We start from the raw sequence: 21,006 nt of genomic DNA on the forward strand, positions 1-21,006 counted from the left end.
GTACTGGCGGCTCGTCACATACGCGGTGCTTGCGGGCGTGCTGGGGAGGCTTCTCGGTGGTAGGTCGGGGTTCGCGGAATCGACGCGCGTTGGCAGGATCGCGCATGTGGGGTCTTCGGGGTCAGGGGCCGAGGATCGTGCGCTTCTGCGCTTCGAACTCGCTCTCGGTGAGGATGCCCTGAGCCTTGAGCTCGCCGAGTTGTTTCAACTGCTCGATCTTGCTGGTCATATCAGGACTCGCCGGAGCCGGCTCGGCGTAGGACGCCGCCTGAGCTGAGGGTGCCGCGGATCCCTGCTGCTCTGCCCAGCGTCCCTGCTGGCGGCGTGACACACGGTTCGACACGGAGGTCGCGGTCCCGGCGATGACTGCGGTACGCGCGACCCCTCGGAGGAGACCTGGCATGGCTCTTTCCCTTCTTCTCGGAACATTTCAGCAACCGCTGGCGGGTGTGGTTCAGGGAGTGGCCTCGGTCGCGTCGAGCGCGTCCAGGACGGCTGACACGGGGATTCGCCCGGAGGCGACCATTCGGGCTCCGCCCCGGCGCAGGGCGGCGGCGAAGGGGGCGGCCCACAGGTTCTCGTATACCAGGATTCCGGCGGAGCTGCCCGGCTCCAGTGCGGTGCCCGCCTCCTCGATGTCGTCCTGGCCCAGGAGCCCGGAGGACGCGCCCTCGAAGAGGGCGAGGTCCAGTTCGCCGTCGCCGGTGAGGTCGGCGATCTCCATGCCGCTCACGGAACCGTCACTGTCCTTCCTGACGAACGTCAGGTCGAGGATCCGGATCAGGCCGCGGTCCACGAGATCGACCAGAAGGGGGAAACCCTCACCTGTCATTTGGTTGCCAGGGAATTCGACGACCAGATAGTCGATCGGGCCGAGTTCTTCGATTTCGTCATTCAAGGCGTCGCCTCCGTTGCCTTTCGGCGCTCGTGGTTTCCCCCTTGGCCCGATTGCATCATCGGCCTGCGGCCCGCGCACCTCAGGAGTGCCCCCGCTCACCCGTGTGGTTCGCCCGGTTCGCACGGTTCGCCCGACCCGCGCCGTACGGATGCTGTTGTTTCCATGACTGACAACGGCGATGGCCGGCCCTCGGCCGGGGAGCTCGGGGAACTGGACGAACTGCGGCGCCGGCTGAGCGCACTGGAGAAGGGCGGGCCGTCGGCGTCACATCACCGCTTCCGCTCGTTCGGCTCGGTCCTGCTGACCCTCCTCGCCGCGCTGCTGTCGATGCTGTCCGTCGTCGCGGTGCGGGCGGACAGCATCGTGGGGGACATCGACCGCTACGTTGCCACGGTCGGGCGCTGGCCGGTGATCCGGATGTGCAGAAGGCGGTCACCAACCGGGTCACCGCCGCCGTGCTGGCGGAGGTCGATGTGGAAGCCCTGGTCAAGGAGCTGACGGCCGCGGCTTCGCAGTTGGGTGTCCCGCCGTGGGTGGCCGAGTTGCTCGGCGAGCTGGACGGGCCGATCGCGAACGGTCTCCAGCGGTTGGTCAGCGGCACGGTGGAGCGGGTGGTCACCAGCAGTGCCTTCGAGACGGTTACACGGATCCGGCAGCGGCCTGGGACGCCCCGGGAGGCAGGTGGTCAAGGCTGGTTTGTTCGCCGGCGAGACCGTGCTCTCGCTTCCGCCCGTCAGAGCCTCGTCTGGGTGAACGGCAACCGCAGGGCACACGCGGCGTTCGGACGTGGCGGTGTCGGCGGGGCTTCGCCTGGGTCCGGTCGGGCGGTTCGTGCACCGTTTCAGGTACTGGATCGGGGCCGCCATACTGCCGCGGCGATCGTCCTCTTCACCTGGAGTTACCCGACCCCGATGGTCGTGGTGTGGACCGCGGTGCTCACGCTGGTGGGCTTCGCGATTCGCGAGTTCTTGGAGGTCGGCTCCGCCCCGCCTGCCGACTCCCGCGCTGGAGACGCCGCACTCTGAGCGGCGCGCGGCGCTCGCGGAGGCGTTCGTACGGAGGACGTGGTGCCTCTCCGGGCTGCTTGGCGCGGGCAAGGCAAGACGAGGCAGGAGAGGCACCGCCCCTGAGACCTCCGGCCTTGCCCTTTCAGGCCGATGCGGTGGGCAGGCGTCCCGCCTGGACGGCGGCCACGAGAGCTTGATGGTCGAGCTCGTTCTGGTCGGCGTAGCTCTCGGCGAAGGTCACCAACGCTCGGTCGAAGAGGTCCCCGCCGCCCAGATAGGCGGCGATGGCGGTGCGGTCGCCCGATCTCGCGTGCGCCCGGGCCAGCGTCGCTCCGCACAGTGCGCCGAACGTACGCATGCCGCGGGGCACCATCTCCTCGGCGGTGGCGACCCACTTCCAGTCCCTCAACTGCCTTACGTAGAAGTCCCGCCGTCGACCGTCGATGCCCTCGACACGCTCCCAGCCCAGGAAGATGTCGCTGGTCGCCTGCATCAGGCGCTGCCCGGCGACCACCCGTTCGCCCTGTGTCCGGTACGCGCCGGCCCCCACATGAGGTGCCAGCACCGACTCGTCGGCCTCCTTGGCCTGGAGGAACAGCGGATCCTCGTCGTCCCGGCCGAGCAGGAGCACGATCCAGCAGCGGGTGCCCACACTGCCGACTCCCACGACCTTTCGGGCCATGTCGGCCACGCGGTACTGCTCCAGCAGGAACCGCCTGTCGGACGGAAGACTCTGGCCATAGCGATCGATCAGCCCCTGGATCTCCTGCCGCACTGCATCGCGCCGGTCACCCGCCAGGAGGTCTTCAAGGGGGGTGATGAGGGGTGGATCGGGGGCGATGCGGCGTTTGCCGTCGACGACGTGGGTGAGTTTGTCGAAGGCCTGAAGGGTGTCGTGCGAACGTGCCTTGGTCACGGCCTGCGACCACCGTGCGCGGCCCCGCGCGGACAGGTCCGCTCCGAACCGGTCCCGTATCCGGTCGACGTCGAACTGCTCGTACCAGACCGCCATGTTGCCGAGCGCGGCGTAAGAGCGCATGGTCTCGCGATAGGACCGCACGGTGGCCCGTACGATCGTGGCCCGTGTCTTGTCGCTGAAGCCGTTCGATCGTCCTGCGATGACGAGGCTGCTCGCCAGGCGTTTGACGTCCCACTCCCACGGGCCGGGAAGTGTCTCGTCGAAGTCGTTGATGTCGAACATGAGCCGTCGCTCGGGCGACGCCAGAAGCCGGAAGTTCAGCATGTGGGCGTCGCCGCACAGTTGGGTTCGAAACCCGGTCGTCGGCGTGCCCGCGAGGTCCGACGCCATGATGGCGGCGGCCCCGCGGTAGAACCGGAACGGAGACTCGGACATCCTGCCGTAGCGGATCGGCACGAGCTCGGGCAGCCGCGTCGCCGACTGCTTCTCGATGATCTGCAACGGGTCCGGCCGCTCCGGCCGGGGGGCGAACTCGGCGTGGCTGGAGCGGGGTGCCGAGGCCCGTGCGGCCTTACCGAGTGCGGCCCGCTCCTGCGGGGTGTGGTGCCGCATGTCGTCTCCGTCCTTCCGTGTGCCGGGACAGGGCTAGTGGAGGATCTTCTCCTTGGCCCGCTGGAACTCCTCGTCGGAGATGTCCCCCTTGGAGCGGAGGTCGGAGAGTGTCGCTAGCTGCTCCGTTTCGCTGCCTGGCCCCGCGCCATCGCCGGCGGTGGCGCGGATGTAGTCGTCGAGCGTCTGCTGCTGGGCTTGGGCATGGCGCACCTCGCGCTTGCCCATGCCCTTGCCGCGGGAGAGGACGTAGACGAACACGCCGAGGAACGGGATCAGGAGGACGAAGACGAGCCATCCCGTCTTGCACGCCCCGCTGAGCGTGTCGTCGCGGAAGACGTCGCCGATGATCCGGAAGAGCAGAACGATCCACAGGACCCACAGGAAGATCCACATGACCGTCCAGAACGCTCCGAGGACCGGGTAGTCGTAGCCCAGATTCATGTCACCGCTCCTTCTTCCTCGCCACCGTCGGGCAACATGGGCAGCCCGAAGGCTTCAACGATGCTGCGGGCGGCGGGCACCACGGGGGCGCTGCCGACCACGGGGGCGACTGCCACGAGGGTGCCCTGGATCCGTTCCCAGGGCACGCCGAGTTCCTCGGCGGCGCCGAGGTTGAGCAGGTACGAGGCGGGGGCGCGTCCATGCCCACCAGCGCCGCGATGCGCGTCAGCAGGTAGGTCTCGGCCCCCAGTCCCGACCGTTCGAACGTGTGGAGCGTCATCTGGACAAGCACTTCGAACACGGGGGCGTCGGCCCCGGCGAGGGCGCTGACACCATCCGCCCCTATGGGCTCGTCGGCCATGGTTCAGCTCCTTCGTCAGCGAGTGTGGTGAGGTTGTTCCTTCACAGCTCCTGTTCGAGCCCCGTCAGCTTTGAGTGGCATCGCCCGCAGCGGGTGATCGGATACGGTGTCGGCCCGGCGGCGTCGGCGATGTGGCGCGGGGTGAAGCGTCGGCGGGCAGCATCGTCAGTCGACCGTGAACCAGCCGCGTACCTGCGCCTGGTGGTCGATGTAGCGTTCGCCCGAGACATCGACGACGACCTTGTCGATCGTGCCCCCGGTGAACGGGAACTGCCCTTCGTAGTCGGGGGTGACCGGTGAGGCGTCGTCGCGGCCCACGCAGATCCCGTCTCCGACGACGCAGAAGTTGCCGGGCTGGGTAACGATGTCGTCGCTGCCCACCCGCTGGTCGTCCACGTAGAGGGTGAGCGTGCCCGCGGCGCCGGGCATCGCCGCGTCGGTGCTGCGGCCGGCGACCGCGAACTCGGCGGTGAGCACGTGCTTGCCCGGCGGGATCTCCCGGTCACCGTCCACGACCTGCAGCTCGCTGCCGACCCAGTTGAACGCGTAGTGCAGGCGACGGTCCTTGACGTAGAGGCTGTGACCGCCCGCCACACCGCCGTGGGCGTACAGAACGCCCTCGGCGTCGGCCGAGTCGACATCGACTCCGGCGGCTATGGTGTACGACCGGCCGCTGGTCACGACGCCGGACTGCTCGGGCACCGCCGCGCAGTCAGGGTAGTACACGTAGCGGTCCCGCTCGGGTGTTCCGTGCGGGCGTTCGGCCAGGATCTGTTCCAGGGCGGTACGGTCGTCCAGCGGCAGCCCCTTGTAGATGCCCGCGTAGTAGTACCAGAGGTTCTTGAGAGCCTCCAGCCGGGCAGGTTCCCGTGCCGCCAGGTCCGTCGACTGTGCGCGGTCGGTGGTGAGTTCGTAGAGTTCCCACACGTCGTTGGCGAAGTCGCCCCAGCCGCTCAGCGGCGGGTGAACCGTGCAGGCCAGCCACCCTTCGTGGTAGATGGACCGCTGCCCGAGCATGGTGTAGAATTGGGTCTGCCGTCCCGGCGCATCGGGGTCCGTGAGCGAATCCCGGAAGCTCTCGCTCTCGATCGGGTTCTGCGGGTAGCCCTTGATCACCTCGGGTGGTTCGGTGCCGAGCAGGTCGTAGAGGGTGGGCACGACGTCCACCGCGTGGACGTACTGCTGGCGTACCTCCCCCCGGGCCTCGATCCCCGCGGGCCAGGCGACCAGGCACATGTCGGCCACGCCACCCTCGTAACCGGCCCAGCGCTTCCAGTACGGGAACGGGGTGTCGAACGCCCAGGCCCAGCCGGTGTTGTAGTGGTTGTACGACTTCGGTCCGCCGAGCTCGTCGATGTGTTCCAGCGACAGCTCGGCCGGCGTGTCGATGCCGTTGAAGAACCGCCACTCGTTGAACGTCCCGTTCGGTCCGCCCTCACCACTCGCCCCGTTGTCGGAGACGGCCACGATGATCGTGTTGTCGAGCTCGCCGGCGGACTCGAGGAAGTCGAGCACCCGTCCCAGCTGGTCGTCGCTGTACGAGACGTATCCGGCGAAGACCTCGGCCATCCGGACGAACAGCCGTTGCTCGTCGGCACTGAGGTCGGCCCAGGGCCGGACCGTGTCGAGCATCGGCCACAGCTGGCCTTCAGGGCCGGTCGCCGCGGGCTCGCCATGGGGGTTGATCCGGGAGAGCTCGGTGTCCTCCGGCAGCAGACCGATGTCCTTCTGGCGGCGCAGGATCCCGGACCGGATCGCTTCGTAACCCTCGTCGAAGACGCCCTTGTACCGGTCGGCCCACTCCTTGAAGACGTGGTGCGGCGCGTGGGCCGCGTCGAGCGAGAGGTACATGAAGAACGGCTTGTCGGGGTCGACGACCTTGGCGTCCTGGATGAACTGGACGGCCTTGTCGGAGAAGTCCTTGGCGATGTGGTAGCCCTCTTCGGGCGTGGCCGGCGGTGACACCGGGTGGTTGTCGTGGATCAGGTCCGGGTACCAGCATTTCGACTCGCCGCCGAGGAAACCGTAGAACCGCTCGAAGCCGCGCCCCAGCGGCCAGCGACCCTTGTACGCGGCCATGTTGGTCTCTTCGCCGGGGGTGAGGTGCCACTTGCCGACACAGTAGGTGTTGTAGCCGCGCTCGCTCAGGACCTCCGAGATGAATCCGTTCTCGAACGGGATGCGGGTGGATATCCCGGGGAAACCGGAGCTGAACTCGGCGATCGTCGCCATCCCGTTCGACGTCGCGTTCCTGCCGGTCATCAGCGAGGCTCTGGTCGGGGAGCACAGTGCCGTGGTGTGGAAGTTCGAATAGCGCAGGCCCATGTTCGCGATCCGCGTCATCGTCGGCGTTCTGACCGGACCGCCGAAGCAGTCCATCGTCCCGTAGCCGACATCGTCCCACGCGATCACCAGCACGTTCGGGGCGTTCTCGGCCGCCTTGGGCGCTAGGAAAGGGCCCCAGTCCGGCTGTGAGTCATGGATGTCGAGGGCGATCTTCCCCCTGAAGGGCTTGGCCATGACGATGCTCCTCGTTCCCCGAGTTCTCAGAAGCTGTCGTCTTCACCATGGCCCCGGCCTTCGGGGCATGCCTCACCCCGTACGGGTGACTGACAGAAACTCTCGGGTGGCACGTTGGCACGCACGGTGGGCGTTCGACGTCATCGAGTGCTCCCCGTCGCTCCGCGCCGTGGGGAACGTGAGTGGCCTCCCGTAGCTCTCGGCCCCTGGCAGTGGTCTCCGTGCTGCTGCCTGTGGACGCCGTGAGCGCCGCACGCCCGCTCGGCCCCAAGGAGGTACGTCGGCCTCGCGGTCTCACAGCGGTGGTCACGCTGAACGTCGCCCATGGTCTGCTCGAAGTCGCGGTGCGGGAGCAGGACGGGTCGCCCGTCCGGCGGGGTCCTTGAGCGCGTCACCCGTACAGGGTGACGCGCTCAAGGCGCCGGAGCTCCATTCTGGGAGGATGACCAGCGTAGAACTGCCCGATCCGGATATCCGCCGCCGACCGTTCCATCTGCTGGCCAAGCCGGCCGGGGCGATCTGCAACCTGGACTGCACCTACTGCTTCTTCCTGTCCAAGGAACTGCTCTACGAAGGCAGCCGATTCCGAATGGCGGAAGGGCTGCTCGACGCCTACATTCGGCAGCTGATCGAGGCGCACGGCTCGGCGCCCGAGGTCACGGTGGCCTGGCAGGGGGGTGAACCCATGCTGATGGGCCTGGACTTCTTTCGCCGGTCACTAGACTTCGAGCGCCGGTACGCGCGCCCCGGGCAGCGGATCGTCAACACCATCCAGACCAACGGAACACTCGTCGACGAGGAGTGGGCACGCTTCTTCCGCGACAACGGCTTCCTGGTCGGCCTGTCGATCGACGGGCCGAGCGAGCTGCACGATGCCTACCGGGTCGACAAGGGAGGCAAGCCCACCTTCGATCGTGTCATGAGCGGGCTGGGCCAGCTGCGCGAGCACGGCGTGGAGTGGAACGCGCTCACCACGCTGCATGACATCAACGCCGGGCACGGCCGTGAGATCTACGCCTTCCTGCGCGACGACTGCGGTGCGGACTACATCCAGTTCATCCCGATCGTGGAACGCACCACCGCGCGCACCCTGCCGCTGGCCAACGACGGCTGGGGCGCCCGCGCGAAGGACCGGCCCCTGTACCGGCAGGAGGGCCACCGCGTCACCGACCGGTCGGTGACGGCCGAGCAGTACGGCAGGTTCCTCATCGACGTCTTCGAGGACTGGGTACGCCGCGATGTCGGTCAGGTCTACGTCCAGATGTTCGACGTCGCCCTGGCCAACTGGTACGGGGAGCAGCCTTCCCTGTGTGTGCACTCCAGGACGTGCGGCGCCGCCCTCGCCCTGGAACACAACGGAGACCTGTACTCGTGCGACCACTTCGTCGAGCCCCAGTACCTGTTGGGCAACATCGGCGACCGGCACATCCTGGAGCTGGTCGACTCACCGCAGCAACGGAAGTTCGGCCAGGACAAGTACGACACCCTCCCGCAGTACTGCCTCGACTGCGATGTCCGCTTCGCCTGCCACGGCGGCTGCCCCAAGGACCGCTTCGACACCACACCGGAGGGCGAGCCCGGCCTCAACCACCTGTGCCCGGGCTTCAAGGCGTTCTTCCACCACGTCGACCGGCCGATGCACACGATGGCCGGGCTGTTGCGCCAGGGACAGGCCCCCGCGCTGATCATGCGCCAGTACGCGAGCGCCGACGCCGAGCGGGCGCACAACGCGCCCTGCTCGTGCGGAGGCGGACGCAAATGGGCCCGCTGCCACGGCCGACCCGTCGCGACAAGTCAGGCGTAGCTGTCACGATGTGTGGAGTGCCGGCTGCTGAGCGCCGCACCCCTGGCCACGGCCCGCACTGGGCGATCACGGAGCCAGCCTGCGCATCTCCACCACATGCGGTCCCAGTGACTGGAACCGCGCGAGCAGCCCGTACAGATGCGCCTCGTCGACGACCTGGCCGAAGAGCAGGGTCTGCCCGAACACGACGCAGCTCTCCAGCTCCGGGAACGCCTCGGTCATCGTCCTCGACATCTGCCCTTCGACGCGGATCTCACAGAGCATGAGCACGCATCCCTTGCAGCGGTACGGCCGCTCCCGGCTGTCCCCCTCACTCTCATGCTGTGCCGTCGCGCGGCGCACATCATCACCCTGGCAGGGTGACCCCGGCCGACTGCCGGACCGGCTTCACAGCAACCCCGCCTCCCGGGCCCGGCGCACCGCCTCGCCACGCCGAGTCACCGCGAGTTTGCGATAGATGTTCCTCAAGTGGGTCTTGATCGTGTTGACGGACAGGAAGAGGTCGGCGGCGATCTCCTCTGTGGACATCATCTGCGCCAGTCGGCCCAGGACTTCGCGTTCGCGTTCGCTGAGCGGCTCGAGCACCGGGGCCCGGGCCGGCTCGCCGGAATCCACCGTGGACAGACCGGTCGAAAGCCATTCTGCTACCTGCCCAGGAGCGGGACATTGGTCGAGCAGCTTCCGAAGCCAGGGGCCGGCCTCCAGGAACGGCCGCCTCAGGCGCTCGGGTCCGGCGGCGGTCAGGGCGCGGGCCACGAGGCGCCGCGCCGAGGCGGCGTCACCCAGCGCGTCGGCGGCCTGAGCCCGCACCAGCAGGGCCGGGACCCTGACGGCCGCTCCGCGGCCGTTGACGCTGGACAGAGTGCCGAGGAGTGTGAGTGCGGCTTCGGTGTCGCCGGCCGTCAGCAGGGCACAGACCGAGGCGGTCGCACATTCCGGCCCGGCGTCCCTCTGCTCGGCCAGCGCCGCCACCGCTGCCTGCGGGTGTCCCCGGGCCATGTGCACGGCGGCCGCGGACAGGGCCACCTGTGTGTCCACCCACGGCGAGGGCGTCTCGGCGAACGGTGCTTCTTCCACGTTGTCGAGGAGTCGGAGGGCCTGCTCGTGTTCGCCCCGGGTCAGCAGCAGCCGGGAGCGCACGATGGCCTGCCACGACGTCACGATCGGGTCGCGGTTTCCGGCAGCGGACACGGCCGCCTGGTGGAGATGTGTTCGTGCGGCGATGAGATCGCTGCGGTCGATGGCGACAGCGGCCAGCACCAGCTCCCCGACAGAGGAACGGGCGGCGGCCGGCAGCCCGGAGCGCTCCGCCTCGGAGATCGCCTCGCGCGAGAGCGCCTCCGCCCGGCCCGGCCATCCCGGCAGGAAGTCGATCAGGGCGAGCCGGCCCAGGGATTCATGCCGGGGGACAGCCGTCGAGGGGCCGCCGGGCGCCTTCGCCGCTTCGGACAGGGCCGACCGGGCCGCCTCGAAGCGGCCTGCCCACAGCCGAGCCGATCCAAGGCCGGCGAGCATCAGAGCCGGAATCTCCGGATGCGCCTCCAGGCGCTCGGTGAGCCCCTCCCGCCCGTTGAGTCTCCCGGCACGCCGGGCAGCGGTCTCGGCCATCTCCGCCGAGCCGAGCAGGCAGGCGGCCCGGATGCGCAGCAAGGCACAGCTCAGCTGGGCGGCCGAGCTGTTCAACGCCCCAGCCTCGGCCAGGAACGCCTCGGCCCGCTCCAGACCCTCTAGACCTCGATCGATGTCGTAACGAGCCAGCGCAGACGCCGAACGGATCAGGTCCGAAGCAGGGCACGAGGTCTCCGGCGCCATCCGGGCGAACAACGCGCCGAGGCGGTCCGCGCCGAGCCCCGTGAACAGTTGCCCGATCGCCAGATCGTCGACGAACCGGTCCGCGGCGAACTCCCAGTCCTCCGCATCGGCGGCGTGCGGCAGAGCTTCCGAGAGCCGCCCGGCGTCGCTCAGCCATCTGGCTGCCGTGCCGTGCAGTTGCCGTTCGAGCCCGGGATACCTGGTGTTCAGGTGGGCCCGCAGGATTTCGGCGAAGAGAGGATGCAGCCGGTACCACGAGTGACCGATGTGCTCGACGAACGCGTTGGCGTCCTGCAGCTCCGTAAGGATCGGCGCGGCATCGTCCCGTCCGGTGAGGGCGTTCGCCAGGCCGGGGTGGGTCCGCTCACAGATGCTGTTCCTCAGCAGCAGGTCCTGACTCTCGGCGGGCTGGGCGTCGAGCACCTCGGCCAGCAGGAAGTCCGCGATCGTGCTCTGTCCCGTCTCGAACTCCTTCAGGAAAGTCTCCGGGTCCTCCGCCTGCTGCGCCGCGAGGACGAACAGCCGCAGACCCGCGGCCCACCCCCGGGTACGTTTGGTCAGGGCGCGGGTGCCGTCATCCGGCAGGGACAGGCCGTGCCGGACGGCCAGCTCGGCCGTTTCCTCAGGCAGGAACGCCAGGTCGGCGGCACGGATCTCGGTCACTTCGCCGGCGGCCCGGTACCGGTGTAGCGGCAGCAGCGGCTCGGTACGGCTGATGAGGACCAAGCGCAACCCCGTGCCCGAGTGGTGGAGCACGAACTGCAGCTCGTCGGCGATCTCCGGCGAGGACACCCGCTCGAACTCATCAAGAACAAGGATCACCGGCTCGGGCTGTCGGCTCAGGTGAGCCGCGAGCCGGGACAGGAACGAGGGGTCCACCTCGTCCGGGCGAGCCGGAGTGCCGACGTCGTCGGACACGGTGAGCCCGTGGTGTCGCAGGGCCCCCAGGAGGTAGGACCAGAAGATTCCGGGGGCGTTGTCACTGGCCTCGACCGTCAACCACGCCGTCGGCCCCGGTCGTGGCGAGGTGGCGACCCAATCGGCGACGAGCAGTGTCTTGCCTGCTCCCGCAGGCCCGTTGACCAGTACCAAAGGCCCCGCCAGGGCCTCGGTTAGGCACTCGGTCACGCGCGGTCTGCGGACGAAGGTCTTCGGCGCAAGGGGCACAGTGAACCGAGCGAAGAGAACAGGGTCGCCGTTCGGCGTCGGTGCCCCGGCAGCGGCGCCTTCGCGGGAAGTACCGCGGGATGTGTGGGGCATGGCATTGACTACGCTGCCAGAAATGTCCGAAGAATCAAATCGGCCATGGTGCCGATCCTCACGTGCGCGAGATGCGCTTCCATCGTGCTGCCGCCGATCGCCGGCGCGCTCCTCACCACGTGCGGAGTAGGACGGGTCACAGGCGGATGATGACCAGCGCCGTGTCGTCGCTGTTGCCGGTGGGCGGGAGGAGGTCGGCCAGGAGGGAGTCGGCCAGGGCCTCGGGGGCGGCCTTCCTATGGCGGACGAGGGCGTCGGCCAGACGGGTCAGGCCGACGTCGATGTCCTCGTGACGACGCTCGATCAGACCGTCGGTGTACATGACCAGAGTGGCTCCCTCGGTGAAGGCCGTACTGGCCTCCGGCCGTGGGACGTGCTCGGGGCGCGCGCCGAGAGGCGGATCGGTCGCCTGGTCGAGGAAGGTCACGGTGCCGTCGTGGTGAAGCAGGGCGGGTGGAGGATGGCCCGCGCTGCTGTACGTGATGGTGTGGGTGGCCCAGTCGATGAAGGTCTTCACCACCGTGGTCGACTCGGCACCATCGACTTGCCGGGCGTACAGGCCCAGAGCTTCCAGGGCGCGGGCCGGGCCGTCGGCGACGCGAGCGGCCGCGCTCAGCGCGCTGCGCAGTGCCCCATGACGCAGGCGGCTTCCAGTCCGTGGCCGACGACGTCGCCGACGGCGACCGCGATGCGGTCGCCGGGCAGGTCGACCAAGTCGTACCAGTCGCCGCACACGTTCAGGGTGCCGACGGCGGGGCTGTAGCGGACGGCTGCCCGGTGGTGCCCGACCGGGTCGGGGGCGGGCAGCATCGCCGCCTGCAAAGCCAGCGCGACCTCCCGGTCGCGCGCCTGGGCCCGACGCAGACCTTCGTTCGCCTGCTGCAGATCACGGGCGCGGGTGTACAACTCGGCCTCAAGGACGCGTGTGGAGCGGTCACCGCCGCGGTCGCCGCGAGCGCGGATGAGTCCGGTGACCTCCTCCACCCGGTGCACGATCAGCACGACGTCACCGTCCGGGCCGAGCACCGGCGCGTTGACCGGACTCCAGAAGTGCTCCACCCAATGGCCGGGCCGCTCGCGGTCCTCGATGTCGTAGCGCAGCAGCGCCATGGCGTCGCGCTCGCCGGTGGCCACTACGCGCAACATCGACGCCTGGGTCTCGCGCATGCCGGCCGCTGCTGGTTCGTCGGGGTGCTCGGGAAAGACGTCGAAGATGTAGTGGCCCAGCAACTGTTCTCGGGTGCGCCCGGCCAGCCGGAGGAAATCTCTGTTGGCATCTGCGTACACCAGCAGGCGTGAGCAGAGCCACCATGCCGGGCAGGGCGTGGAAGACCGCCGCGTAGTCGATCTGCGGCTTCCTCATGTGCTTGCCGCCTCGGTGTCGACCATCACTGTGCTTTCCACGATAGGGGTGAACGCGCCACGGAGCCCGGGCACTGCTCCCTCCCGGCCTCCGGCGGTCACATGGGCGGCGGACCCGCCGAAACGAAACGCTCGACCGTCGGCCTTGTGAAGCTCCGGGCCGGAGCCGGAGCCGCCGCGCGCGTGTCCTGCCCGAGGGAAGCGTGCCGGGCGTGGTTGTTTGAGGACATGTTCAGCAAGATGCGCGCGCGTGTTCTGCCGGCCTCCCAGCGCCGCTCGCTGGACGAACTGGCCCATGATCTGTACCTGTCGTCCGGGGACACCACGTCCAAGCGCTCGGCCTTCTGGACGATGCTGACGCTGTCGTCGGTCATTGCCGCCGGCGGGGTGCTCACAGACTCGACGGCGACCGTGATCGGCGCGATGATCATCGCGCCCCTGTCCACCCCGATCATGGGCATCGCCCTGGGCTCGGTGCAGCGCCGCCGCACCGGATCTGCGATAGTCGTCCTCCTTGCCTGCCTGCTGGTGATCGCGATCGGGATGGTCATGTCGCTGGTCCTCCCCAGTGACTTCGACCTGCTGTCCGACAGTCAGATCTCGTCGCGGACGTCACCGGGCCTGATGGACCTGGTCGCTGCCCTGGCGACCGGTTTCGCCGGCGCAGTGGCGCTTGCCCGTCGGGACGTCGCTGCCGTACTGCCCGGGGTCGCGATCGCCATCTCCCTCGTCCCGCCTCTGGTGGTGGCCGGGGTGTGCCTGGGACAGCTGTCGGGATGGCTGGCGCTGGGAGCGCTGGTGCTGTTCGTCTCGAACCTCTTCGCTCTGGTCTTCGGGGGCATGGTCGTCTTCGCCTCGCTCGGCTACGGCGTGGAGGCCGACAAGGCAGCGGGACGGCCCGCCCGAGGGGCATATGCCGCCATGGCCCTGCTGTTCGTCGTCGTGTTCGTCCCGCTGACGGCCAACACCGTGGTCACGGTTCTGCTCAACGTCTGGACCGGCCGGACGAAGACCGCGGCGGAACAGTGGCTCGCCGAAGAACCGGGCGCGTCCGTCACGCGTGTGGACGCGACCTCCCGGACGATGTACATCCACGTCCGCACCCCCGGAGACCTCCCGCCACTGGAGTCTCTGCTCGAGCGGCTCGAGGGACGGATTCCGGACGGTATCCCCGTCGTGGTGGACGCGTCACGCGGTCGGCGCATCGACGTCGGAATGGTCGGCGACTGAGTGCCGGACCTCAAGGCTCACGCGCTCGCGGAGCCTTTCGGGGCCGCTTGAGTTCCTCGCGCTCGGTGCCGGTCAGCTCGCCGGAGCCGACCTTGCCCCGATCCGCCTTCGCCCGGCGGTACCAGCCGAGCGGGGACTCCGAGCTGATGCCAGCTCCCGGGCACCGCGGTGACCGTCCTGCTCGGGAAACCACGAGCGCGACCGAGTCCCGCTTGAACTCCTCGGCGTGCCGCTTCGTGTGCGTGAACCACCACAGCCTGGCCCACCGGGGTGTCTCCTCGCACCGGGAGACGGCGGTCGCCGAGTCGGTCGTGATGAAGGCACCGGTCGATTTCCACAACCGGGCCGACCTCGACGTGCTGCAACGCGTCCAGGCGATCCTCTTTGAGGACGACACACCACGGAGAGGAATGAACCGATGCCGGGAGTGCGCCGGTGGATCAGCCTCTCGTGACGCTCGTTTGACGCTCCGGGTGCCCACGCGCGACACGGAGAGTCAAGGAACCTTTTCTGACCTGCTCTTCCTCACGGTGGGAAGGCCTGTCGCCAGGGCTCGGGGTCGGACGGCATCGCGGGGTGCAGAGGGACCTGGAAGGCGTCGGCGAAGTGGACCTTTGGCAGTGCGCCGGGCAGCAGCAGTGAGGTGGTGGGAGGATCGACCTTGCGCGGCCGGTACCAGAACAGGCGGTGCAGCAGACGCACCCAGCATGAGCGGCTCGCGGGCCGGGCCACCCGGTCTACCGAACTGCACGGAAGATTGTCCAGGGCTCCCTCGATGACCGTGTCGTGCAAGTGGCCTGCCGCGAGCGGCCAGCGCAGCAAATCTGCGCGGGGGGTGCCGATGAGCATGTCGTGGCGGGCCAGGCAGCCGCCGCCGTCCAGAGGGTGGATGAAGAACTCGTGGTAGCCCGCGCGGGGCGGGCCGAACCGGAAGCGGACCCGGGTCCCGGGCTCGTACTCCTCGACGGCGTAGCCCGTCCGCGAGCCGACAGGATCTGCTGGAGGCTGTGTGCGCCTACCCCTTGCGCAACGGCCTCGGCATCTTGTCGCTGCGCCCGCTGGCCGAGGAGATCCACTCCAGCCCACATGTACTGATCTACCTGTTCGGCAGCAAGGACGGCCTCCTCCGCGCCCTGCTGGCCCGGGCCAGATCAGACGAACGGTTCAGATCCAGCGGATTGCCGACTTCCGGAACGAGAACGCCCACGACGGTCTGCGTTCGGCCGCTCGATCGCTGTGACAGTGGCTGTCCGAAGACTCCCGCCGCGGCCTGCTTACGCTCTGGATCGAGAGCTACGCCCACTCCCTCCTCCACCCGGACGGGCATGGGGCCGGTTTCGCCCGCGACACGGTCGACGACTGGCTGAACCTGCTCGCCGCCTGCCAGCCCGCCGCGCTGCGCGACACCGAGGCCGGGGCCACACCGCGCACGCCTTGCCGTTTCCCGTCAGGTGTTCACAGCCCCGGCGGACGACCCGGTCAAAGGAGTCCAGGAACCCGAGTACGTGCGTGAACAGGTCGCCATTCCGTCCCTCGCCTACGTGAAGAAGGCACTGACGGTCGCCGACGAGGACCTCGCACTGGAGATCGCCATGATGACGGGATGCGGCCTGCGCAACGGCGAGGCGCGGGCGGTGAACGTCCACAACGTCGTGGCCCAGGACGTGTACCGGGTGCGCGAGCAGATCCATTCCAACACTCAAAAACCGGCGAAGCTGAAGCACCGCAAGACGGGGGAGTTCCGCGAGGTGCCGTTGCCCCGGTCTGCCCGTGAAGCGATCGAGCGCTACGCGGCCAAGCACGCCACCACGAAGGACGGCTACCTGCTGCGCGGCCCCAGCGGCTGGTACACGGAGCCGATGGAGCGGCGCCGCGTGAAGCGGCTCTTCGAGAACCTCCCGCCGGAGGAAGGGGTGGGGATGTACGGCTTCCGGCACTACTTCGCCTCGAACGCCTTCGGCAACGGCATCCCCATCACCGACGTCGCGGAATGGATGGGCCACAAGTCCATCGAGGAGACGTACCGCACCTACCGGCACCTGATGCCGGGCACATCACCAAGGCCGCCCGGATCCTCGACGTCGGCCTCTGGGAAGCAGCCTGACGAGCGCGTAGGGGCCGCATGGTCTACAAGGGCGAGGAGATCTTCTTAAAGTCATCATCCAGGTGGCCCTGACCTGCAGGAATGTGAGCGATCAGGTGCCTGGCCTGCGTTGATCCTTCTTTCGTGTTCTTTCAGGCTCGTACCCGCTTGGGTAGTCGATTCTCCCTACGCTCTCCCCAGAGCTGCTCGTGCTCCCCAAATTCTCCCCAGAGATGACCCGAGCTGCGGCCACAGGCGAGGGGGGAGCCAGTCCAACTCGGGCGCGGCCGTGTGCACGCTGGGTCTCGTACGCCTCCTTGATCAGAGGTTTCAGCTCCGCGTCGCGGATGGTTCGAGCCGCGGGTGCGGCCTGGCGTTTACGGTGGGCGTGGTAGGTGGAGGGGGTGATCCTGCAGGAGTGCTCGGAGAAGACCCGGAAAATCGGCCCGACGCCGCCGAAGCGGCCCTCGAGCCGTCCTGAAGTTCTCGGACAGTAGTGTCCCCATAGGATCGAAGTCCGGAACGGCGGAGAGGGCACGTGACACAGAAGCGTAGGGAGTTCAGTCCCGAATGCAGGGGCGAGGCGGTCACGATGGTGATCGTGGAGTCTCGGCCGATCGCCGAAGTTGCGAGGGAAATTCAGGTGAACGAGGGAACGCTGGACACCTGGGTTAGCCGCTATTGACAGGACCACGCTGGCGAGGAACCACCCCTGGACATCAGTGAGCGCGCTCGTCTGTGCGAGCTGGAACGCGAGAATCGGGAACTGCGGATGAAGACCGAATTCTCGGCGTGACCACCCTGGCCGACGAAGCGGCGCCGGCCACGCCGGACGTGACGGCCCGGGATTACACCGCGGACGCCCCCGGCCGCAAACTGGTCAGCGACATCACCTACATTCACACCTGGGCCGGATTTCTGTATCTCGCAACGGTCATCGACTGTCATACCAAGGCCGTTGTTGGCTGGGCGACGGCTGACCACATGAAGACGTCTCTTATCGTGGACGCACTCGATATGGCGGCCCGCGATATCGATCTCTCCGACGGATGTATCTTCCATTCCGATAGGGGCAGTCAATACACTTCCCGGGAACTTCGAGGAAAACTCAGGGTGTTGGGGCTGAGAGCATCGGTTGGCCGTACCGGAGCCTGTTGGGACAACGCGCCGGCCGAATCGTTTTTCGGCGCACTCAAGAATGAACTCGTATACCGGGCTTCGTTCCCAACACGTGCCCATGCGCACCAGGCAGTCGTCCGTTACGTCGAGATGTTCTACAATCGGCGACGCCTCCACTCCGGGCTTGGCTACCGAACCCCCGCAGAAGCCCACGCCGAGTACGAAGAGTTGCAGGTCGCAGCATAGGAATCCCTCGAAGTCGCTGTTCGAGAAGCGCAGGGTGCCTCAGCCGTCCGTGCCCCGGAGAGCGCGCTCCTTCGTGACTGCCGGTCGGTTCCGCACCGAGCAACGGACGAGAAGACAGATCGCCGGGTCCGGCGAGAGACTCGTTCCGCCGCGTCGACCGGCCTGGTCAGGCACGCGTTCTCCGAGGAGGGACCCCCTTTGACGAAACCACTTCACGCATGCGCGGATCCGGTGGCCGAGGGTGAGGGCACCGGACCGCCGCCCGGTCCGGACGACGAGCGGCGGCAGCCGCCCACGCCTGCACGCCCGCAGCACCTCGCCGAGGAGCCCGGCGGCAGCCGGGGGAGTCTGTACGTGAGGACGGGACCCGGCACTCCGGCGGCATCGCGGCAGATCGGCGGGGCCTCATGACGTTGGCGGAACTCAGCAGCCTCAGCGGGATGCCGGCCGCGACGATCAAGTACTACCTCCGGGAAGGGCTGCTGTCCCCGGGGCGGCGCGTCACCGCGACCCGCGCCGAGTACGGCGACGCGCACCTTCACCGACTGCGGTTGATCCGGGCGCTGATAGGTGTGCGCCGGCTGTCGGTCGTGGCGGCCAAGAGGGTTCTCGGCACCATGGCGCGGCAGCCGGATCCGCACCGGATCCTCGGAACGCCGATCGACGGCGGGCCAGAGTTGCCGGACGGGGACCACGAGCGGGCGAAGGCTCCGGGCGTCGCGGGCGCGCGGAGGCTGATCACCGAGATGGGCTGGGACGTCGACACCGGTACCGTCGCCGCCCGGAGTCTCGGCGAGATTCTGCACGCCCTGTCGGAGCTGGGCACGGGGATCGACTGGCGGACGCTGCTGCCCTACGCGCGATTGGCGGACCGCGCATCGGAGCTGGACATCGAGCAGCTGAACGGCGCCTGGGGACCCGGGGAGGCCGCCGAACGCGCCGTGGTGGTGATTCTCCTGCTGGAACCGGCGCTGCTCGCGCTGCGGCGCCTCGCCGTGGAGGACAAATCAGTCCGTCACTTCCAGGGCGTCGAAGGCGGCGCGGAGAGCACGTGCGAAGAAGCGGCGGTCCGCCCGCGCCCGGAGGATGGACGCGGTTCGCCCGATGCGTTCTTCGGCGCGTCGAAAGGAATGGCCACGTGACCGCGATGCAGGACGTGTACGCCGACCTGGCTGTGGAGGGCACCGAACTCGGTGATCTCGTGTCAGGACTGAGTCCCGAGGAATGGGCGGCGGAGACCCCCGCCGCCTCCTGGACGGTCCGTCACCAGGTGGCTCACCTGGCGTACGTCTCCCGTCTGGTGCGGCTCGCGGTGAGCGACGAGGAGGCCTTCGCGGCCGAGACCGCGCAGGTCCGGGAGGACTTCCAGTCCGGGATGGACGCCGGGCTCGCCGAGTACGTCGCGGAGCCGGTCCCCCGTCTGCTGCGTCGCTGGGCCGAGGAACGGGCTGCCGCCGAGAAGGGGCTGTCCGCACTGGAGCGCCATGACCAGGTGCCGTGGCCGGCCGGGCCGCTGCCGGCCAGTGTGCTCGCTGCGGTCGCGCTGACGGAGCTGTTCGCGCACGGCCAGGACATCCGCGACGCCCTCGGGCGTCCGCGCGTGCTCACCGACCGGATCGGCCACATCGTCTTCCTCGGGACCCGCACCCGGGACCTGGCCTACCGAGCCCGGGGTCTGCGGCCTCCGGCCGAACCGTTCCGTTTCGAGCTGACGGCCCCGTCCGGGGAGCTGTGGGCCTTCGGCCCGCCGGAGGCCGGGCAGCGGATCGCCGGCCCGGCCCAGGACTTCTGCCTGCTCGTCACCCGGCGCAGACACCGCGACGACCTCGCGCTGACAGGGGTCGGGACGGAGGCCGGCCACTGGCTGGACATCGCACAGTCCTACGTCGGACCGCCTGGCACGAGCCGGGCACCGCAGTGAGCAATATGGCGTATAGCTCACCGGCCCAGGGGCTGCTTTCTTAGCTGGCGGGCCTTCTTCGGTCCGCCCGACACGAGGGATCTGGAGATGCCGTGCGAGAACAACGGACCAGCTGGTGGCTGCTGCCGAAGCGCGCCTGTGCCACCGCCCTGATCGTCACCGGACATCTGATCGCCGCACTGCCGCACACGATGACCCGCGGCGGCCGGGCCAGGCTGGCGCACCGCGCTCCCCGGCTGCTGACCACGCTGGGGCCGTTCTTCGTCAAGGCCGGGCAACTGCTCAGCACACGCCGTGACCTGGTCCCCGAACGCTGGTGCGACGCGTTGGGCGAACTGGCCGACGAGGTGCGGCAGCCGAGACGGGCGGCGGTGGCACGCACCCTCGCCGAGGCCGGATTCTCCGATGCCTTCGCCGAGTTCGACTGGGAGCCGGTGGCCTGCGGCAGTATCGCCAGTGTGCACCGCGCACGGCTCGCCGACGGCACCGAGGTCGCCGTCAAGGTGCAGCGGCACGGCATCCGCCCGGTGCTGGAGGCCGATCTGCGGCTGGCCCTGCTCGGCGCGCGGGCCGGCCGGCTGCTGCCGAGCATGCGGGACCTGCCCGCCGAGGAGATGATCGGACAGCTCGGCGGCGCCGTCCTGCGCCAGCTCGACTTCACCGCCGAACACGATTCCCTGCTCGCGCTGCGCGGGAACCTCTCCGACCACACCGAACTGCGCATCCCCGCGCCCGTCGAGGGACTGTGCGGACCGACGGTGCTCACCATGGAGTTCGTCCCGGACATCGGCCGGTTCAGGCCCCAGGGCATGTCGATGGCCCGCCGCCAGGAGGTGGTCCGAGACGTGCTCCGGGCGGTCTACCGGATGCTCTTTGTGGACGGCGTGGTGCACTGCGACCTGCATCCGGGCAACCTATGCCTGGACGGTGAGGGACGGGTCGTGGTGCTGGACGCCGGCTTCGTGGTGCAGCTGCCCGACGCGGTGCGGCGCTCCTTCGCCGGCTTCTTCCTCAATATGGCCCAGGGCAACGGCCCGAAGTGTGCGGACATCGTGCTCGACAGCGCCGCGCGGCTCCCCGCGGACATGGACCGGGAGGGCTTCCGCAGCGCGGTGACGGAGCTGGTGGACGAGGTGGCCGGGGCGCTGTCGAAGGACTTCGACCTCGGGGCGTTCGCTCCGCGGCTGTTCAAGCTCCAGAAGGATTACGGCGTCTTCGCCGCTGCCGAGTTCGCCTTTCCGCTGCTGTCGCTGCTGGTGCTGGAAGGAATGATCAAGGAGTTCGACTCCGAGGTCGACTTCCAGGCCGAGGCGGTTCCCGTACTCATGGCCTCCTTCGCCAAGGACGTCCAAGCGGACTCCGAGCGCCGCGAGAACGGCCCCTCCGGCGGGTGGGCCGCCTGAGAACCGTG

At 68.7% G+C, this 21,006-nt stretch carries 18 protein-coding genes and 2 pseudogenes; 9 read left to right on the top strand and 11 right to left on the bottom strand.

Annotation, left to right across the window (positions count from 1 at the left end; genetic code table 11):
* Positions 1-121 precede the first annotated feature (121 nt).
* Together B9S57_RS18890 and B9S57_RS18895 are read right to left on the bottom strand one after the other, a co-directional pair.
* Positions 122-403, bottom strand: a complete 282-nt coding sequence (locus B9S57_RS18890; protein WP_103516738.1) for an SHOCT domain-containing protein — start codon at positions 401-403, stop codon at positions 122-124.
* A 51-nt stretch (positions 404-454) separates the two neighbouring features.
* Positions 455-898 (bottom strand): DUF6325 family protein, encoded by a 444-nt coding sequence (locus tag B9S57_RS18895; protein WP_181011395.1) that lies wholly within the window; start codon positions 896-898, stop codon positions 455-457.
* A 162-nt stretch (positions 899-1,060) separates the two neighbouring features.
* Here B9S57_RS18895 and B9S57_RS18900 point away from each other — a divergent pair, with 162 nt between their 5' ends.
* Complete coding sequence (locus tag B9S57_RS18900) at positions 1,061-1,396, top strand: hypothetical protein (protein WP_258036447.1); 336 nt, start codon at positions 1,061-1,063, stop codon at positions 1,394-1,396.
* A complete protein-coding gene (locus tag B9S57_RS35570; protein WP_258036448.1) occupies positions 1,318-1,923 on the top strand; it encodes a hypothetical protein in 606 nt (201 codons plus the stop codon). The genes B9S57_RS18900 and B9S57_RS35570 overlap by 79 nt, the downstream gene beginning before the upstream one ends.
* 124 nt (positions 1,924-2,047) lie before the next feature.
* Here the strand turns inward: B9S57_RS35570 and B9S57_RS18910 are convergent, their stop codons facing one another.
* The 4 genes from B9S57_RS18910 to B9S57_RS18925 form a co-directional block, all read right to left on the bottom strand.
* On the bottom strand, positions 2,048-3,436 hold the full coding sequence (locus B9S57_RS18910; RefSeq protein ID WP_103516739.1) for a DUF2252 domain-containing protein: 1,389 nt from the start codon (positions 3,434-3,436) through the stop codon (positions 2,048-2,050).
* Positions 3,437-3,469: 33 nt separating this feature from the next.
* Positions 3,470-3,877 carry an SHOCT domain-containing protein gene (locus B9S57_RS18915; RefSeq protein ID WP_103516740.1) on the bottom strand — a complete coding sequence of 136 codons (408 nt, stop codon included), beginning with the start codon at positions 3,875-3,877 and terminating at the stop codon, positions 3,470-3,472.
* Positions 3,874-4,023: a hypothetical protein gene (locus tag B9S57_RS35575; protein WP_258036449.1), complete on the bottom strand. Its 150-nt coding sequence runs from the start codon at positions 4,021-4,023 to the stop codon at positions 3,874-3,876. The genes B9S57_RS18915 and B9S57_RS35575 overlap by 4 nt, the downstream gene beginning before the upstream one ends.
* Before the next feature lie 380 nt (positions 4,024-4,403).
* Positions 4,404-6,758 carry an arylsulfatase gene (locus B9S57_RS18925; RefSeq protein ID WP_103516741.1) on the bottom strand — a complete coding sequence of 785 codons (2,355 nt, stop codon included), beginning with the start codon at positions 6,756-6,758 and terminating at the stop codon, positions 4,404-4,406.
* 442 nt (positions 6,759-7,200) lie between these two features.
* Here B9S57_RS18925 and B9S57_RS18930 point away from each other — a divergent pair, with 442 nt between their 5' ends.
* The gene (locus tag B9S57_RS18930) at positions 7,201-8,562 is read left to right on the top strand and encodes an anaerobic sulfatase maturase (RefSeq protein ID WP_103516742.1); all 1,362 of its coding nucleotides are present in this window, start codon (positions 7,201-7,203) and stop codon (positions 8,560-8,562) included.
* 66 nt (positions 8,563-8,628) lie between these two features.
* Here the strand turns inward: B9S57_RS18930 and B9S57_RS18935 are convergent, their stop codons facing one another.
* The 3 genes and pseudogenes from B9S57_RS18935 to B9S57_RS18945 all read right to left on the bottom strand — a co-directional run bounded on the left by B9S57_RS18935 (position 8,629) and on the right by B9S57_RS18945 (position 12,997).
* Positions 8,629-8,826, bottom strand: coding sequence for a hypothetical protein (locus B9S57_RS18935; protein ID WP_103516743.1), 198 nt, complete (start codon positions 8,824-8,826; stop codon positions 8,629-8,631).
* A gap of 123 nt (positions 8,827-8,949) precedes the next feature.
* Positions 8,950-11,502, bottom strand: coding sequence for a LuxR C-terminal-related transcriptional regulator (locus B9S57_RS18940; protein ID WP_308457407.1), 2,553 nt, complete (start codon positions 11,500-11,502; stop codon positions 8,950-8,952).
* A gap of 268 nt (positions 11,503-11,770) precedes the next feature.
* Positions 11,771-12,997: pseudogene (locus B9S57_RS18945) on the bottom strand (PP2C family protein-serine/threonine phosphatase).
* 239 nt (positions 12,998-13,236) lie between these two features.
* On the opposite strand from B9S57_RS18945, the gene B9S57_RS18950 reads away from it, so the two are divergent.
* Positions 13,237-14,226 (top strand): TIGR00341 family protein, encoded by a 990-nt coding sequence (locus B9S57_RS18950; protein WP_258036450.1) that lies wholly within the window; start codon positions 13,237-13,239, stop codon positions 14,224-14,226.
* 10 nt (positions 14,227-14,236) lie between these two features.
* Here B9S57_RS18950 and B9S57_RS34515 read toward each other — a convergent pair whose 3' ends face one another.
* Together B9S57_RS34515 and B9S57_RS34520 are read right to left on the bottom strand one after the other, a co-directional pair.
* On the bottom strand, positions 14,237-14,566 hold the full coding sequence (locus tag B9S57_RS34515; RefSeq protein ID WP_181011396.1) for a hypothetical protein: 330 nt from the start codon (positions 14,564-14,566) through the stop codon (positions 14,237-14,239).
* Between the two features lie 185 nt (positions 14,567-14,751).
* Positions 14,752-15,075, bottom strand: a complete 324-nt coding sequence (locus B9S57_RS34520) for a hypothetical protein (protein WP_181011397.1) — start codon at positions 15,073-15,075, stop codon at positions 14,752-14,754.
* A 656-nt stretch (positions 15,076-15,731) separates the two neighbouring features.
* Between B9S57_RS34520 and B9S57_RS18960 the strand changes: the two genes are divergently transcribed.
* The 5 genes and pseudogenes from B9S57_RS18960 to B9S57_RS18980 all read left to right on the top strand — a co-directional run bounded on the left by B9S57_RS18960 (position 15,732) and on the right by B9S57_RS18980 (position 20,998).
* The gene (locus tag B9S57_RS18960; RefSeq protein WP_258036451.1) at positions 15,732-16,379 is read left to right on the top strand and encodes a site-specific integrase; all 648 of its coding nucleotides are present in this window, start codon (positions 15,732-15,734) and stop codon (positions 16,377-16,379) included.
* 468 nt (positions 16,380-16,847) lie between these two features.
* A pseudogene (locus B9S57_RS18965) lies at positions 16,848-17,674 on the top strand (IS3 family transposase).
* 407 nt (positions 17,675-18,081) lie between these two features.
* Positions 18,082-18,816, top strand: a complete 735-nt coding sequence (locus tag B9S57_RS18970; protein WP_103516746.1) for a MerR family transcriptional regulator — start codon at positions 18,082-18,084, stop codon at positions 18,814-18,816.
* Between the two features lie 5 nt (positions 18,817-18,821).
* Positions 18,822-19,595 carry a TIGR03084 family metal-binding protein gene (locus B9S57_RS18975; protein WP_103516802.1) on the top strand — a complete coding sequence of 258 codons (774 nt, stop codon included), beginning with the start codon at positions 18,822-18,824 and terminating at the stop codon, positions 19,593-19,595.
* Positions 19,596-19,687: 92 nt separating this feature from the next.
* Positions 19,688-20,998 carry an AarF/ABC1/UbiB kinase family protein gene (locus B9S57_RS18980; protein ID WP_103516747.1) on the top strand — a complete coding sequence of 437 codons (1,311 nt, stop codon included), beginning with the start codon at positions 19,688-19,690 and terminating at the stop codon, positions 20,996-20,998.
* The last annotated feature ends 8 nt before the right edge of the window (positions 20,999-21,006 follow it).

Source organism: Streptomyces sp. SM10 (genome assembly GCF_002910915.1).
GTDB lineage: Bacteria > Actinomycetota > Actinomycetes > Streptomycetales > Streptomycetaceae > Streptomyces.

Coding starts and splice junctions, on each gene's coding strand:
- B9S57_RS18890 (WP_103516738.1), bottom strand. CDS start 403: ATGCCAGGTCTCCTCCGAGGGGTCGCGCGTACCGCAGTCATCGCCGGG.
- B9S57_RS18900 (WP_258036447.1), top strand. CDS start 1,061: ATGACTGACAACGGCGATGGCCGGCCCTCGGCCGGGGAGCTCGGGGAA.
- B9S57_RS18910 (WP_103516739.1), bottom strand. CDS start 3,436: ATGCGGCACCACACCCCGCAGGAGCGGGCCGCACTCGGTAAGGCCGCA.
- B9S57_RS18915 (WP_103516740.1), bottom strand. CDS start 3,877: ATGAATCTGGGCTACGACTACCCGGTCCTCGGAGCGTTCTGGACGGTC.
- B9S57_RS18925 (WP_103516741.1), bottom strand. CDS start 6,758: ATGGCCAAGCCCTTCAGGGGGAAGATCGCCCTCGACATCCATGACTCA.
- B9S57_RS18930 (WP_103516742.1), top strand. CDS start 7,201: ATGACCAGCGTAGAACTGCCCGATCCGGATATCCGCCGCCGACCGTTC.
- B9S57_RS18935 (WP_103516743.1), bottom strand. CDS start 8,826: ATGCTCTGTGAGATCCGCGTCGAAGGGCAGATGTCGAGGACGATGACC.
- B9S57_RS18950 (WP_258036450.1), top strand. CDS start 13,237: ATGCGCGCGCGTGTTCTGCCGGCCTCCCAGCGCCGCTCGCTGGACGAA.
- B9S57_RS34520 (WP_181011397.1), bottom strand. CDS start 15,075: ATGCTCATCGGCACCCCCCGCGCAGATTTGCTGCGCTGGCCGCTCGCG.
- B9S57_RS18970 (WP_103516746.1), top strand. CDS start 18,082: ATGACGTTGGCGGAACTCAGCAGCCTCAGCGGGATGCCGGCCGCGACG.
- B9S57_RS18975 (WP_103516802.1), top strand. CDS start 18,822: ATGCAGGACGTGTACGCCGACCTGGCTGTGGAGGGCACCGAACTCGGT.